Source organism: Pseudomonas putida (genome assembly GCA_041071465.1).
Taxonomy (GTDB): Bacteria; Pseudomonadota; Gammaproteobacteria; order Pseudomonadales; family Pseudomonadaceae; genus Aquipseudomonas; species Aquipseudomonas putida_P.
The window spans coordinates 3,812,741-3,826,788 of sequence record CP163498.1; the positions used below are offsets into that span (position 1 = coordinate 3,812,741).

8 protein-coding genes, 6 tRNA genes and 2 pseudogenes are annotated in these 14,048 nt (G+C 62.9%); 12 read left to right on the forward strand and 4 right to left on the reverse strand.

From position 1 onward, the window contains the following. Positions 1–26: 26 nt before the first annotated feature. Both AB5975_17630 and AB5975_17635 read right to left on the reverse strand, forming a co-directional pair. Positions 27–1,517: an MDR family MFS transporter gene (locus AB5975_17630; GenBank protein ID XDR22988.1), complete on the reverse strand. Its 1,491-nt coding sequence runs from the start codon at positions 1,515–1,517 to the stop codon at positions 27–29. Between the two features lie 49 nt (positions 1,518–1,566). Next, positions 1,567–2,622 carry an HlyD family secretion protein gene (locus tag AB5975_17635; protein ID XDR18468.1) on the reverse strand — a complete coding sequence of 352 codons (1,056 nt, stop codon included), beginning with the start codon at positions 2,620–2,622 and terminating at the stop codon, positions 1,567–1,569. Positions 2,623–2,765: 143 nt separating this feature from the next. Here AB5975_17635 and gltX point away from each other — a divergent pair. The 7 genes and pseudogenes from gltX (at position 2,766) to AB5975_17670 (ending at position 5,253) form a co-directional block, all read left to right on the forward strand. Then, positions 2,766–4,246 (forward strand): annotated as a pseudogene (gltX, locus tag AB5975_17640) (glutamate--tRNA ligase). Positions 4,247–4,527: 281 nt separating this feature from the next. Beyond that, a tRNA-Ala gene (locus tag AB5975_17645) sits at positions 4,528–4,603 on the forward strand. A 72-nt stretch (positions 4,604–4,675) separates the two neighbouring features. Beyond that, a tRNA-Glu gene (locus AB5975_17650) sits at positions 4,676–4,751 on the forward strand. A 53-nt stretch (positions 4,752–4,804) separates the two neighbouring features. Continuing rightward, positions 4,805–4,880 (forward strand) — tRNA-Ala (locus AB5975_17655). A gap of 42 nt (positions 4,881–4,922) precedes the next feature. Further along, positions 4,923–4,997, forward strand: a tRNA-Glu gene (locus AB5975_17660). 62 nt (positions 4,998–5,059) lie between these two features. After that, positions 5,060–5,135: transfer RNA gene (locus tag AB5975_17665), tRNA-Ala, on the forward strand. A 42-nt stretch (positions 5,136–5,177) separates the two neighbouring features. After that, positions 5,178–5,253 (forward strand) — tRNA-Glu (locus AB5975_17670). A gap of 65 nt (positions 5,254–5,318) precedes the next feature. Here AB5975_17670 and AB5975_17675 read toward each other — a convergent pair. Next, positions 5,319–6,865 (reverse strand): IS3 family transposase gene (locus AB5975_17675; protein ID XDR18469.1). Its coding sequence is split into 2 segments (ribosomal slippage): positions 5,319–6,379 and positions 6,379–6,865, totalling 1,548 coding nucleotides; the frame shifts between segments, so codons are not numbered across the junction. 219 nt (positions 6,866–7,084) lie between these two features. Here AB5975_17675 and AB5975_17680 point away from each other — a divergent pair. The 5 genes and pseudogenes from AB5975_17680 to AB5975_17700 all read left to right on the forward strand — a co-directional run bounded on the left by AB5975_17680 (position 7,085) and on the right by AB5975_17700 (position 10,654). Then, the gene (locus AB5975_17680) at positions 7,085–7,624 is read left to right on the forward strand and encodes a TetR/AcrR family transcriptional regulator (protein ID XDR18470.1); all 540 of its coding nucleotides are present in this window, start codon (positions 7,085–7,087) and stop codon (positions 7,622–7,624) included. A 15-nt stretch (positions 7,625–7,639) separates the two neighbouring features. Continuing rightward, positions 7,640–8,472 (forward strand): annotated as a pseudogene (locus tag AB5975_17685) (alpha/beta fold hydrolase). Between the two features lie 108 nt (positions 8,473–8,580). Beyond that, complete coding sequence (locus AB5975_17690) at positions 8,581–9,015, forward strand: acyl-CoA thioesterase (protein XDR18471.1); 435 nt, start codon at positions 8,581–8,583, stop codon at positions 9,013–9,015. 51 nt (positions 9,016–9,066) lie between these two features. Next, positions 9,067–10,038, forward strand: coding sequence for a tRNA dihydrouridine synthase (locus tag AB5975_17695; GenBank protein ID XDR18472.1), 972 nt, complete (start codon positions 9,067–9,069; stop codon positions 10,036–10,038). A gap of 172 nt (positions 10,039–10,210) precedes the next feature. Next, entirely contained in the window at positions 10,211–10,654 is a 444-nt protein-coding gene (locus AB5975_17700) for an Hsp20 family protein (GenBank protein XDR18473.1), read from the forward strand. Positions 10,655–10,711: 57 nt separating this feature from the next. Here AB5975_17700 and AB5975_17705 read toward each other — a convergent pair whose 3' ends face one another. Next, entirely contained in the window at positions 10,712–14,008 is a 3,297-nt protein-coding gene (locus AB5975_17705; protein ID XDR18474.1) for a PAS domain S-box protein, read from the reverse strand. Positions 14,009–14,048: the final 40 nt, after the last annotated feature.

Below are 14,048 nucleotides of genomic sequence, written 5' to 3' on the forward strand. Positions count from 1 at the left end.
CGGTGGCCGCGTAGCACCTTGAGTGTTTAATGTGCTTCCCCGGCTTTCAACCCTTCCGGCAACTTCCGGGTCAGCAACACCGCCACCATGCTTACCGCCAAGCCTATCCCGACAAAATGGAACGCATCGTTGTAAGCCATGATCATGGCCTGCTGGTGGGTAATCTCGCTCAGCTTGCCCAGCGCCGCGTTGTCATTGCCCAAGCGCTCCGCCAGTTGCGCCAGCCTTTCCGCTACCTGGGGGTTGCTCGGCACCACCGATTCGCGAAGGTAGTCGAAATACACCTTGGTCCGCGCATCCAGCAGGGTGGCCAGCAGGGCAATGCCGATGGCCCCGCCCAGGTTACGCAGGATATTGAACAAGCTCGACGCCGACCCTGCATCCTGCGGCTGGATATACGCTGTGGCGATCAGCGAAATGGTCACCATGATCATCGGTTGACCCAGGGCGCGGATGATCTGGATGTGGTTGAACTGCGGCCCGGCAAAGTCCGGGTTGAGCACCCCAGAGCCGAAACTGGCAGCCCCGAACAGGCAGAACCCCAACGCGCACAACACCTTGGGTGACACCACCTTCATCAGTTGCGGCACCAAGGGGATCAGGAACAGCTGCGGAATACCCATCCACATGATCACCTCGCCAATCTGCAAGGCGTTGTAGCCCTGCACCTGCGCCAGGTACAGCGGCAACAGGTAGATCGACCCGTACAGGCCCACACCCATGCCCAGGCTGGCGATGCTCGACAGGCCGAAGTTGCGGTTACCCAGGATGCGCAGGTTGATCAGCGGGTGCGGTTTGGAAAACTGCAAGATGACGAAGGTGATCAGGCTGACCAGGGCCACACTCCCCAGGCCGACGATGAGGTTCGACTCCAGCCAGTCCTTGCGGTGGCCTTCTTCCAGAAACACCTGCAGGCAGCCTAACCCCAGGCCCAGGGTGACGATGCCGGCGTAATCGGTGCTTTTCAGCAGTTCCCAGTGCGCTTCTTTCTTCTCCAGGCCATACATCAGGCCGGCAATCATCACCAGGCCTGGTGGGATGTTGATGTAGAAGATGTACTCCCAGCCCCATTTCTCGGTCAGCCAGCCGCCCAGGGTGGGGCCGATGGAGGGCGCGAAAGTGGCGGTCATGGCGAACATCGCCATGCCCTTGGCGCGGTGGTGCTCGGGCAGCTTGATCAGTGTCAGGGTAAATGCCAGCGGAATCAGCGCGCCGCCGGTGAAACCCTGCAAGGCGCGAAACAGGATCATGCTCTCCAGGTTCCAGGCCATCGAGCACAGCAGCGACGACAGCAGGAAGCCGCCCGATACCCACACGGCCAGGCGCCGCGCCGACAGCAGCTGTACCAGCCAGGCCGTCAGCGGGATCATGATGATTTCCGCCACCAGGTACGAAGTGGAAATCCATGAGCCTTCTTCCAGCGTCGCTGACAATGCGCCCTGAATGTCCTTCAACGAGGAGTTGGTGATCTGGATGTCCAGCACCGCCATGAAGGCACCGAGCATCACGCTCATCACTGCGATCCAGTCGCGCCGAGTCGGCTCCGCAGTGGGGCGGAGCAACGTATCACCGGCCATGTTGGCCTTCGTCTTCGCGGCGCAAGTCGACGGTGGCGGTGACCGACATGCCAGGGCGGATACGCCCGTGCAACGGGTTGTCGGCGCTGAAGGTGAGTTTTACCGGGATACGCTGCACCACCTTGGTGAAGTTGCCGGTGGCGTTGTCTGGCGGCAGCAGGCTGAACTGCGCGCCCGAGGCGGCGAACAGGCTGTCCACCCGCCCTTCGATGGGGGTGTCGGGGTAGCTGTCGAACAACAGCTCGGCACGCTGGCCAGGCTGCATGTGGCCAATCTGGGTTTCCTTGAAGTTGGCCTGCACCCAGATATCTTCGTCCGGCACGATCGACAGCAGGTAAGCGCCGGCCTGTACCACCTGGCCATTGCGCGCATTGCGCTGGCCGATGGTACCGCTGATGGGCGCGCGGATTTCGCAGCGGGTCAGGTTCAGCTCGGCCTGGGCCAGGTCGGCGCGGGCGTTGGCAATTTGCGCATCCAGGCGTTTCAGGTCGGCGTTCAGGGCGTTGACCTGCTGGCGCTGGCTCTGCAAGTCGGCCCGGGCCTTGTCGACCTGGGAGCCGGCAACATGGCTGTCCGCCGACAGGGTGGTGACCCGCTCTTCGGAGACATAACCCGGCTTGCGCAACTTCTCGGCGCGGCTCAGGTCCAGGCGTGAGCGGTCGAACGTGGCCTGGTTGGCCGCCACCTGAGCCTGGCCAGCGGCAATCAGGCTACCTTGTTGGGTCAGGCGGCTCTGTGCCTGCGCGTACTCGGCTTCGCGGGTGGCCAAGGCGGCGTGTGCGCGCTCGACAGCCAGTTCGAAGTCGGCGGCTTCCAGGCGCACCAGCAGGTCGCCCTTGTTGACGTGCTGGTTGTCCTCGACCGGCACAGTGTCGATACGTGCGCCAAGCTGGCTGGAGATACGGGTGATCTCGCCCTGCACATAGGCATTGTCGGTGCTCTCGTAGAAGCGGCCCTTGAAGTACCAGTGGGCCAGGAAGGCGAGGGCGATGATGGCCACCAGAGTAAAGAAGATCGCCAGGCGGCGTTTGAGTTGAGCAGGCATGGGGACTATCGTTCCAAAAATGTAAACAAATTTAACAGCGCCGCAGGGCCTGTCGACAAGTGACGTTCGCGCCATTGCTGGAGCCCGGTGCCTGCCTCCTGCTAACATCCCGCCTTTGTTTCATCTTTCGTTCGAGACTCTCCATGACCACCGTACGCACGCGTATCGCGCCATCGCCTACCGGCGACCCCCATGTCGGCACCGCCTACATCGCCTTGTTCAACTACTGCTTTGCCAAGCAGCACGGCGGTGAGTTCATCCTGCGCATCGAAGACACCGACCAGCTGCGCTCCACGCGCGAGTCGGAGCAGCAAATCTTCGACGCCTTGCGTTGGCTCGGCATCGAATGGAACGAAGGTCCGGACGTGGGCGGCCCGCATGGCCCATACCGGCAGAGCGAGCGTGGCGATATCTACGCCAAATACGCCAAGGAACTGGTTGACGCCGGCCACGCCTTCTACTGCTTCTGCACCGCCGAAGAGCTGGAGCAGATGCGCGCCGAGCAGCAAGCTCGCGGCGAAACCCCACGCTATGACGGCCGCGCGCTGCTGTTGAGCGCCGAAGAAGTGCAGCGCCGCCTGGATGCTGGCGAGCCGCACGTGATCCGTATGAAGGTCCCGAGCGAAGGTATCTGCGTGGTGCCGGACATGCTGCGCGGCGATGTCGAAATCCCGTGGGACCGCATGGACATGCAGGTGCTGATGAAGAACGATGGCCTGCCGACGTACTTCCTGGCCAACGTGGTCGACGACCACCTGATGGGCATCACCCACGTGCTGCGTGGGGAAGAGTGGCTGCCGTCGGCACCCAAGCTGATCAAATTGTACGAGTACTTCGGCTGGGAGCAGCCCAAGCTGTGCTACATGCCGCTGCTGCGCAACCCGGACAAGTCCAAGCTGTCCAAGCGCAAGAACCCGACCTCGGTCACCTTCTACGAGCGCATGGGCTTCATGCCGGAAGCGATGCTCAACTACCTGGGCCGCATGGGCTGGTCGATGCCTGACGAGCGCGAGAAATTCTCGCTGGCCGAGATGGTCGAACATTTCGACCTGTCGCGTATCTCGCTGGGCGGCCCGATCTTCGACATCGAGAAGCTGTCCTGGCTCAATGGTCAGTGGCTGCGCGAGTTGCCGGTCGAAGAGTTTGCCACTCGTCTGCAGAAGTGGGCGTTCAACAGCGACTACATGATGAAGATCGCCCCGCATGTGCAGGGCCGGGTCGAGACTTTCAGCCAGGTTGCCCCGCTGGGCGGGTTCTTCTTCGAAGGTGCGCTGAAGCTGGATGCCAAGCTGTTCGAAAGCAAGAAACTGTCGGCCGACCAGGTGCGCCAGGTGATCCAGCTGATCCTGTGGAAGCTCGAAAGCCTGCGCCAGTGGGAAAAGAGCGCATCACCGGTTGCATCCAGGCCGTGGTCGAGGCGTTGGAGTTGAAGCTGCGTGATGCCATGCCGCTGATGTTCGCCGCCATCACCGGCCAGGCCAGCTCGGTTTCGGTATTGGACGCCATGGAAATCCTCGGCCCCGACCTGACCCGCTACCGCCTGCGCCAGGCCCTGGACCTGCTGGGCGGTGTGTCTAAGAAAGAAAACAAAGAGTGGGAAAAGCTGCTGGCTTCCATCGCCTGATTCAGCTTTACCCCTAACCTGTAGGAGCGGGCTTGCCCGCGAATGCGATGGTAAATTCAACACCGCATTCGCGGGCAAGCCCGCTCCTGCAGGTTCAACTAAACCTCCAAGAACTGGGGCAGGGCGGTAAGTGATTGTTATCTGTGAAAATTTTTTTGAATATTTTGAAAAATTAGTTTGACAGCTTTGCAATCCGATCTTAATATGCGCCCCGTCCACAGCGATGAACGAAAACGAAACGCCAGGCACCCAGCCAGCGCTTCGGTTCAACGCGACATTGTGGGGCTATAGCTCAGCTGGGAGAGCGCCTGCATGGCATGCAGGAGGTCAGCGGTTCGATCCCGCTTAGCTCCACCAAATTCCGCTTAGCAGCCAAGGCTGATAAGCAAGACCGGGTCCAGCAACCGGGTCTTGAAGGTAAGAAGGTTCGTCCCCTTCGTCTAGTGGCCTAGGACACCGCCCTTTCACGGCGGTAACAGGGGTTCGAGTCCCCTAGGGGACGCCAGTTTTACACAAGCGATGTTTCACGATGTCGCTGGGCCGCGAGGCTATAAATCTGGGGCTATAGCTCAGCTGGGAGAGCGCCTGCATGGCATGCAGGAGGTCAGCGGTTCGATCCCGCTTAGCTCCACCAATTTTGCCGCGGTTCGCTTTGGCGGGCCGGCACGAAGGTTACGTCCCCTTCGTCTAGTGGCCTAGGACACCGCCCTTTCACGGCGGTAACAGGGGTTCGAGTCCCTAGGGGACGCCACTTTTTCCTGCGTTTTGCAGGGCTTAAAAAGGCTCGTCGATTATTGATGAGCCTTTTGTTTCGGGGCTATAGCTCAGCTGGGAGAGCGCCTGCATGGCATGCAGGAGGTCAGCGGTTCGATCCCGCTTAGCTCCACCATTTCTGCCAGGGTTCACGCAAGTGGACCTTCGCGAAGGTTACGTCCCCTTCGTCTAGTGGCCTAGGACACCGCCCTTTCACGGCGGTAACAGGGGTTCGAGTCCCCTAGGGGACGCCACATTTACCCGCGTTTTGCGGGACTTTAAAGGCGGCGATTTTCAAGGTAGTTGTCGCGTGAGCGTGTCACGCTGCCTTTGATGTTTGCTGCAGTACCGCTTCCCGCTCCGGGTTCAGGCACACGATTGGTGCCAGCACCCAGTTCCTGATGTTGCCGCTCCAGCGCTCCGGGTGCCGTGCACGCGCCGCCTCGTACAGCTCGATACGCTTGCGCAGCAACTCTTCTGCCTGGCCAGTATGTCGCTGCGCCGGGGTCACGAACTTCAGGGCGCTGTGGCGATGTTCATGGTTGTACCAGGCCACGAAGCTGTTCACCCAGTTCCTGGCCTGCTCCAGCGTGTCGAAGGGCCGCTCCGGCCACAGCGGGCAGTACTTCGCCGTGCGGAACAAGGCCTCGGCATAGGCGTTGTCATTGCTCACCCGCGGGCGGCTGAACGAGGGCATCACACCCAGGTTCTGCATGGCCGCCAGCATGGTCGAGCCCTTCATCGCGCTGCCGTTGTCCGAGTGCAGTACCAGCGGCTGGCCTGCCCGCTGTTCACGTAGGCAGGCCTGGCGTAGCAGCTGGGCGGCCTGCTCGGCGCTTTCACTTTCATGCACCTCGTTGGCCACCAGCTTCCGGCTGTAGACGTCCTTGATCATGTACCAGTAGAAGTAACGGCCCTTGACCGTGGTCGGCAGCCAGGTGATGTCCCAGCACCACAGCTGGTTCGGGCCGTCGGCCACATGGGTCGTCAGCGCTCGTTTCACCGGTGGGCGGCTACGGCCGCGCGGATGCTGCTGTTCGGCGTCCTTCAGCAACCGGTAAAAGGTCGACTCCGAGGCCAGCCAGGTGCCCTGATCGGCCAGCCGCGCCACGATCTGCTGCGGCGGCAGGCTGGCAAACTCGGGCTGGTTGGCGACCTCCAGCACGCGGCAGCGCTCTTGCGGGGTCAGCTTGTTGGCCGGCTCAGCTCGCTGTGCCGAAGGACGCCGATCCTCCGGGCAGTGCTGCCAGCGCTGCAGGCTGCGCAGCGACAGGCCCAGTTCGGCGCAGGCCTGCGCCCGCCGCGCTCCCGCCGCCACGGCGCCCTCGATCAACTGCAGCGTTTCACGGCGATCCGGGGCGCTGATCATTCGTCCTCGTCCTTCCCCCAGAGCGCCTCGGCTTTTTTTCGCAACACCAGCAGAGCTGCGGTTTCTGCCAGCGCCGCATCCTTGCGCCGCAGTTCACGCTCCAGCTGCTTGATGCGCTTCTTCGCGGCCTTTTCCTCTTCGCGTTCGCGCCGGGTCTTGCTCGGCTGAGCCAGGCTGTTGGCCTGCTCGCAGGCTTCGCGCCAGGCGTTGATCTGCTCGACATACAGGCCTTTGCGCCGGCAGTACTCCGCCAGCTCAGCCGCATTGAGGCTGGCGCTTTCCAGCACCACCCGAAACTTGTCCTGGCTCGACCACTGGTCGGCCTGCTGTCCATCTGCCGGCACCACTGCTCCCGCTGCTCTGGCCTGTTTGCGCCAAGCATACAGGGTGGCATCAGTAATGCCTGTCGCTTCCACCAGCTCCGGCACCGTCCGGTTCAAGGGCGGCATCATCTGCCGCACCACCCACTCCCGATGCTCTATCGAATAACGCGCCACACGGCTCTCACTTCCGCCCACCGACCAAGACTCATCGAATCAACTCACACGACAACTATCCTGACGCGGCGGGAAGGCTCATTCGCTTATTGAATGGGCCTTTTGTTTTTCTCCCCTCTCCCAAAAACCACTACCGACCGACGGTTGAATATTTTGCTTGCAAAAAAATATGATGAGAATAATATTTCGATCATCATATTTTGCATGGTGAGTGCCCTGATGAGCGACAAGAAGAGCAGAACCCGTGAACGCATTCTGGAAGCTGCGCGCAGTGCGCTGATCCAGCATGGCCCGGCGGAGCCCAGCGTCAGTCAGGTGATGGGCGCGGCAGGCCTGACCGTCGGCGGCTTCTATGCCCACTTCGACAGCAAAGACGAGCTGATGCTCGAAGCATTCCGCCAGCTGTTGGGCGAGCGCCGCGCCTTGCTCGCCCAGATCGACCCCAATCTCGATGGTGCCGGGCGGCGTGCGCTGGCCGGGGCCTTCTACCTGTCGCGCAAGCACCGGGACGCCGAAGTGCACGCGTGCCCGTTGCCTAACTCACTGGGCGAAATGCAGCGCCTGCCGGAGGTTTTCCGTGAGGTGCTGGCCGAGCACATCGAATTGATGACCGCCGCAATGGTTGACCGCCCTGAGGATGCCGACAAGGCGCTGGCCGACCTGGCGCTGATGGTCGGTGGCCTGGCGCTGGCGCGGGCCTTGGGTACCAGTGACCTGTCTGACCGTATTCTGCGCGCCGCCAAATCGGCGGTGCTTTAACCCTGGAGCATGGCGATGACCACCCTGAGCTGGATTCGTGGTGTCAATGGCACCCTGGGCCGCCTGGCCCCTGAGCATGTCGCGGGCAAGATGCGTCGTGCCTTCATGACCCCGCGCAACCTGCCGCCGCGGGACTGGGAGCTGCCCATGCTGGCCAGCGCCGAGCGCATTACCCTGCGCTTCGGCCTGTCGGCCTTGCGTTGGGGCCAGGGGCCGACCGTGCTGCTGATGCATGGCTGGGAAGGGCGCCCGACCCAGTTTGCCGCCTTGATCGAAACCCTGGTCCAGGCCGGGCACACGGTAGTGTCGCTGGAGGGGCCGGGGCATGGGCGTTCGCCTGGCGAGCAGGCCAATGTGGTGCTGTTTGCCCGAGCGCTGCTTGAGGCTGCCGCCGAGTTACCGCCACTGCGTGCGGTCATTGGCCATTCCATGGGGGGGCCAGTGTGTTGCTGGCCCTGCAGATGGGGTTGCGCACAGAATCGGCGGTAAGCATTGCGGCCCCGGCGCGGCTGCTAGGCGTGTTGCGAGGTTTTGCCCATCATCTGGGGTTGCCGGCGCGGGCACGGGCGGCGTTCATTCGCCAGATTGAGCGGGATGTGGGCATGCAGATCGCGCGGCTGGATGTGACCGGTTACCAGCTGGAATTGCCGGGGTTGGTGGTGCATGCCGCCGATGATGCCTTGGTGGCTCCCGATGAAGCCCATGTAATCCATAAGGCCTGGTTCGATAGCCGCCTGATGCTGCTGGAAGAGGGCGGCCACCAGCGGGTGCTGGCTGACCCGCGTCTGGGTGAAGCCGTGCTCGAATTGCTGGCCCGCGCAGCCGCACCGGCGCGGCAAAGCGCCTGATTGGCAGGCTGCCCCTGTCGTTGCAGGAGTGGCCGTGTCAGGGCGGTAGGGCTGGACATTCTTCTGCAGGTCGCTGCTAAATTCACTTTTTGCGCCAAGGAAGCGAACATGAGCTGGGACCTGGCAACACCCTTCGTCATCGACCTGCGCGTCGGCAGCGAGGATATCGACGGCCTCGGCCACGCCAACAATGCAGTCTATGTCACCTGGCTGGAGCGCTGCGCGTGGCGCCACTCCCAGCGCCTGGGCCTGGACCTGGCCGAGTATCGGCGCCTGGACCGGGCGATGGCCGTGGTGCGTCACGAAATTGATTATCTGGCTGCCGCCTACGAGGACGACGAGCTGCAACTGGCCACCTGGATCATCGATTGGGACCAGCGGCTGCGCATGACCCGGCGCTTCCAGCTCAAGCGCCCACGTGACGGTGTAACCCTGCTGCGCGCGCAAACCACCTTTGCCTGCATCGAGTTGTCCAGCGGTAAACCCAAGCGTATGCCGGCGGAATTCATCGAGGGTTACGGTCCGGCGCTGATCGGCGCCTGAATCGCCGGCAATTTTTGTTAGACTGCCGGCTTTTTACCCCGAGACCCCAACATGCAAATTGCCCTGGCCCCCATGGAGGGGCTGGTCGACAACATCCTGCGCGACGTGCTGACGCGCGTGGGCGGTATCGACTGGTGCGTCACCGAGTTCATTCGCGTGTGCGACCGCCTGCTGCCGCCTTCTTCGTTCGACAAGCTGGCGCCCGAATTACGCCAGGGCGCGCGCACGGCTGCCGGGGTGCCCATGCGCGTGCAGTTGCTGGGTTCGGACCCGGTGTGCCTGGCGGAGAACGCCGCGCTGGCTTGTGAATTGGGGGCGCCGGTGATCGACCTGAACTTCGGTTGCCCGGCCAAGACCGTGAACAAGTCACGCGGTGGTGCCGTGCTGCTCAAGGAGCCGGAGTTGCTGCATGCCATCGTGCGTGAAGTACGCCGTGCGGTTCCGGCAAATATCCCGGTCACGTCGAAGATGCGGCTGGGCTTCGACAGCCCTGATGGGGCGCTGGAGTGCGCCACGGCGCTGGCCGAAGGCGGTTCTGCGCACCTGGTGGTGCACGCACGGACCAAGGTCGAGGGCTACAAGCCACCCGCGCATTGGGAGTGGGTGGCGCGGGTACAGGATGTGGTCAAGGTGCCGGTGTTCGCCAATGGCGAGATCTGGACCGTCGACGACTGGCGGCGTTGCCGTGAAGTCAGTGGGGCCGAAGATATCATGCTGGGCCGTGGGCTGGTGTCGCGCCCAGACCTGGGCCTGCAGATAGCCGCCGCGCGTGAGGGGCGCGACTATCAGCCGATGAGCTGGGATGACCTGCTGCCGTTGTTGCGCGAGTTCTGGCGCCAGGCCCAGAACAAGTTGTCGCCGCGCTATGCGCCAGGGCGGATGAAGCAGTGGCTGGCGATGTTGACCCGCAGTTACCCCGAAGCGGTGGTGTTGTTTGCCGAGTTGCGTCGGGAGGATGATTGCGCGCGGATCAGCCGTTTGCTTGGGGTTGAGCCTCAAGCTCTGGAAGCATGTGTTGCCTGAGTCGGCTGCTTCGCGGGGTTGCCGACGAAGCAGCCACCAGATCCCGTGCAAGAAATCAGATTTTTTCTGCTTGCCCCTTGAAAGCATTTCCCTCGGCCATATCTCTTGAGTACGCGATGCCGAAGTCGGGTCGCGTAATGACTTACTTGCTGATTCTCAGGAGTTTATGACCATGACCACCGCTTTCTCTCTCGCTCCACTGTTCCGCCATTCCGTTGGTTTCGACCGTTTCAACGACCTGTTCGAGTCCGCGGCGCGTAATGAGGCCGGTAGCAGCTACCCGCCCTACAACGTGGAAAAGCATGGTGATGACCACTACCGCATCGTGGTTGCCGCAGCCGGATTCCAGGAGCAGGACCTCGACCTGCAGGTTGAAAAAGGTGTCCTGACCGTAACCGGTGGCAAGCGCGAAAATGGCGCCACTGAGGTGACCTACCTGCACCAAGGTATCGCGCAACGCGCCTTCAAGCTGTCGTTCCGCCTGGCCGACCATATCGAAGTCAAGGCCGCCGGCCTGGCCAATGGCCTGCTCAGCATCGACCTGCTGCGCATCGTGCCTGAAGAAGCCAAGGCCAAGCGCATCCCGATCAATGGCGACAAGCCAGCGCTGAACTGAAGGCGCAGATGTGAAGAAGGGCACCCTCGGGTGCCCTTCTTGCGTTTACACGCCGGCTCAATAATCTGCGGGCGCCTCCAGTAGCATCTGCCGAAACTCCGGCAACGGCAGCGGCCGGCTGTGCAGGTAGCCCTGGTACAGGTGGCAGCCCAGCCGTTCGAGAAACTCCAGCTGTTCGGTCAGCTCCACCCCTTCGGCAATCACCGCCAGGTCCAGGCTGCGGGCCATGGCGACGATGGCGCGGACGATTTCGGCGTCGTTGGGGTCGATCGGTGCATCGCGCACGAAGGTCTGGTCGATCTTCAACGCATCCACCGGCAAGCGCTTGAGGTAGGTCAGCGAGGAATAGCCGGTGCCAAAGTCATCCATGGCAAAACTCACCCCGTAGCGCTTCAGTTCGCGCATCTTGCTGATGGTGTCTTCCAGATTCTGGATGACAATGCCTTCGGTGATTTCCAGTTTCAGCATATGCCGCGGCAGGCGATAGTCGTCCAGGCTGCGCAGCACCCGGCCGACAAAGTCGTTCTGGCGGAACTGCCTGGGGCTGATGTTCACGCACAGGCTGAAGTCATCGGCGTCGATCAGCCCGTCGGTCAGCATGCGGGCGCAGGCGTCGCAGGCTTCGTCGAGAATCCAGCTGCCAACTTCAAGGATCAGGCCGCTTTCTTCCAGCACCTGAATGAACTGTGCGGGCGGTTGCTGGCCCAGTTGAGGGTGGTGCCAGCGCAGCAGCACTTCGGCGCCGACAATGCGGTTGTCGCGGGCATCCACCTGCGGCTGGAAGTGCAGCGCCAGTTCGCCACGGGCCAATGCCAGGCGCAGGTCGTTTTCCATGCGCAAGCGCTCGCTGGCGGCCTTCTGCATGGTGGTGTGGAACAGTTGGGTGGTGTTGCGTCCCGAGTCCTTGGCCCGGTACAGGGCGATATCGGCACGCTTGAGCAGGTCGGCCGGCGTGGCGCCGTGGTCGGGGATCAGTGCCACGCCGATGCTGGGTGTCACCTGCAGGCGCTGGCCATCCAGCGACATCGGCTCGGCCAGCAGTTCGCGCAGGGTGTCGGCCAGCTCGCGCACCTTCTCTTCCACCAGTTCGCGGCTGCCTTCCAGGCCGCTGAGCAGCACCACGAATTCGTCGCCACCCAGCCGCGCCACGGTGTCTTCCAGGCGCACGCTGGCCTCCAGTCGGGCGGTGATGATCTTCAGCACGGTGTCGCCCACCGGGTGGCCCAGCGAATCGTTGATGTGCTTGAAGTGGTCGAGGTCGAGGAACAGCAGGGCGCCGCGCAGGTTATGGCGCTTGAGCAGGGCGATCTGCTGGCTCAGGCGGTCCATCAGCAGGGCACGGTTTGGCAGGTTGGTCAGCGGGTCGTGGTAGGCCAGGTGGCGTATCTGTGCCTGGGCGTTCTTCAGCTGGCTGACGTCGCGGGCGTTCAGCAGCAGGCAGTCCACTTCATTGAGGGTTATCGGTTCCACCGAAACCTCAACGGTGAGGATATCGCCTCGTTTGTTGCGCCCGAGCATCTCGCGGTGGTGCACCCGGCCACGCTCGCGCAGTTCGGCCAGCAGTGCGCTGCGCTGCTTGTCGTCGGCCCAGATGCCGATCTCGTACACCGTGTGGCCCACCACTTCGGCTGCGCTGTAACCGGTCAGGCGGCAGAAGCCGTCATTGATTTCCAGGTAGCGGCCGCTGTGGCGTTCGGTGATGGTGATGGCGTCGGGGCTGGAGTGGAAGGCCTTGGCGAACTTTTCTTCGCTGGACTTGAGCGCGGCCTCGGCACGTTGCTGCTGGGTAATGTCGCGCAGGGTGGTAACGCTGCAGGGCTGGTCGTCGACGGTGATCAGGCGGCTGGAAATCACGCAGGTCAGGGGCGCGCCATTGCGGTGATTGACCACCACGGCAACGTTGCTCAGGGCCTGCTCGCGGATCACTCGCTCGATACGTTGCGCGCGCTCGATGGACTCGGCCCACAGGCCGATCTCTTCTGCAGTGCGGCCAAGTACCTGTTCGCCGTTCCAGCCGAAGGTCTGGGTGAATGCCGGGTTGATCTCGATGAACTGGCCCGTGTCCTGGCGGGTGACGCAGATCGGGTCGGGGCTGACCTGGAACAGGCTGGCAAACTTCTCCTCCGAGGCGCTAAGGCGCTGCTCGCGTTCCACCTGGTCGGTAATGTCGAGCAGGGTGCCTGCCATGCGCAGCGGGTTGCCCTGCTCGTCGCGGTACAGCCGCGCGCGGCTTTCGATGTAGCGTGAAATGCCGCTTTCCAGCTGCACCCGGTAGGTAATCTGGTAATTGCCCGCAGGCCCTTCGCGCAGGCTGCGGTAGGCCTGGCGCATCGAATTGCGTTCCTGCTCCGGTACCCCTTCGAAAAACGCATCGAACGATTCATGAAAGGGGATCGGCGGTAGGCCGTGCAGCTGCGCGGCGCGGGCCGAGCCGTAGAGCATGCCGCTGGGGATGTGCCAGTCCCAGGTGCCCAGCTGCGCCGAGTCCAGGGCCAGGTCCAGGCGCTCCTGGCTGTCTTTCAGGGCCTGCTCGGCGCGCTTGCGTTCGGTGGTGTCGACGAAGGTACTGATCAGGAAGGTCACGCCCTCCAGCTCGATACCCTGGGTGCAGAGGATGCCGTCATGCACTTTGCCGCTGGTGGCGCGGAACTGCACCTCCATGATCAGCGGGCCGCCGTTGGCGCGGGTGGATTCCATGACCTGGTGGCGCTGTTCGGGGTTGACCCACAGGCCCAACTCCAGGCTGGTCTTGCCGATCACCTGGCTGCCGGGCCAGCCGAACATGTCCTCGAAATGCTGGTTCACTTCGAAAATCATGCCGTCGTGCCGACGGGTCAGCAAAATAGCGTTGGGGCTGAGGTGGAACAGCGTGGCGAAGCGCTTTTCCGAATTGATCAGCGCCGTTTCCCGTTCGCGCTGGCGGGTGATTTCGCGGATCACCCCGATCATCTGCGGCCGGCCCTGCGGGTCGTGGGTCAGGCTGCCGTTGATCTCAAGCCAGTGCAGGCTACCGTCCGGCCAGCGGATACGGTGGCGCATGGCCTGCTCCACGGGCTCGCCGTTGAACACCGCCTGGAACACCTGGCGGGTGCGGGCGCGATCCTCCTCGGGCAGCAGGTCCAGGTAATCGATATCGGCGGGCAGTGGCCGCTGCGGATCGAAGCCGAACAGGGCTTGGGTGCCCCGCGACCAGCTGACCCTGCCGCTTTCGATGTCCCACAGCCAGGCGCCCAGGCGCGCGCCGTTGAGCGCGGCCAGCAGTTGTGGCGCGTTCTGCCAGGCCTGCTCGGACTCCTGGGGATCAGCCGCAGGTATTCGCGGCAGGCGCAAAAAGCGGTTTGCTGATTTGGGCATCGGTACCAGACCTTTGGCGTATGACGCGTCCTTGGAATCG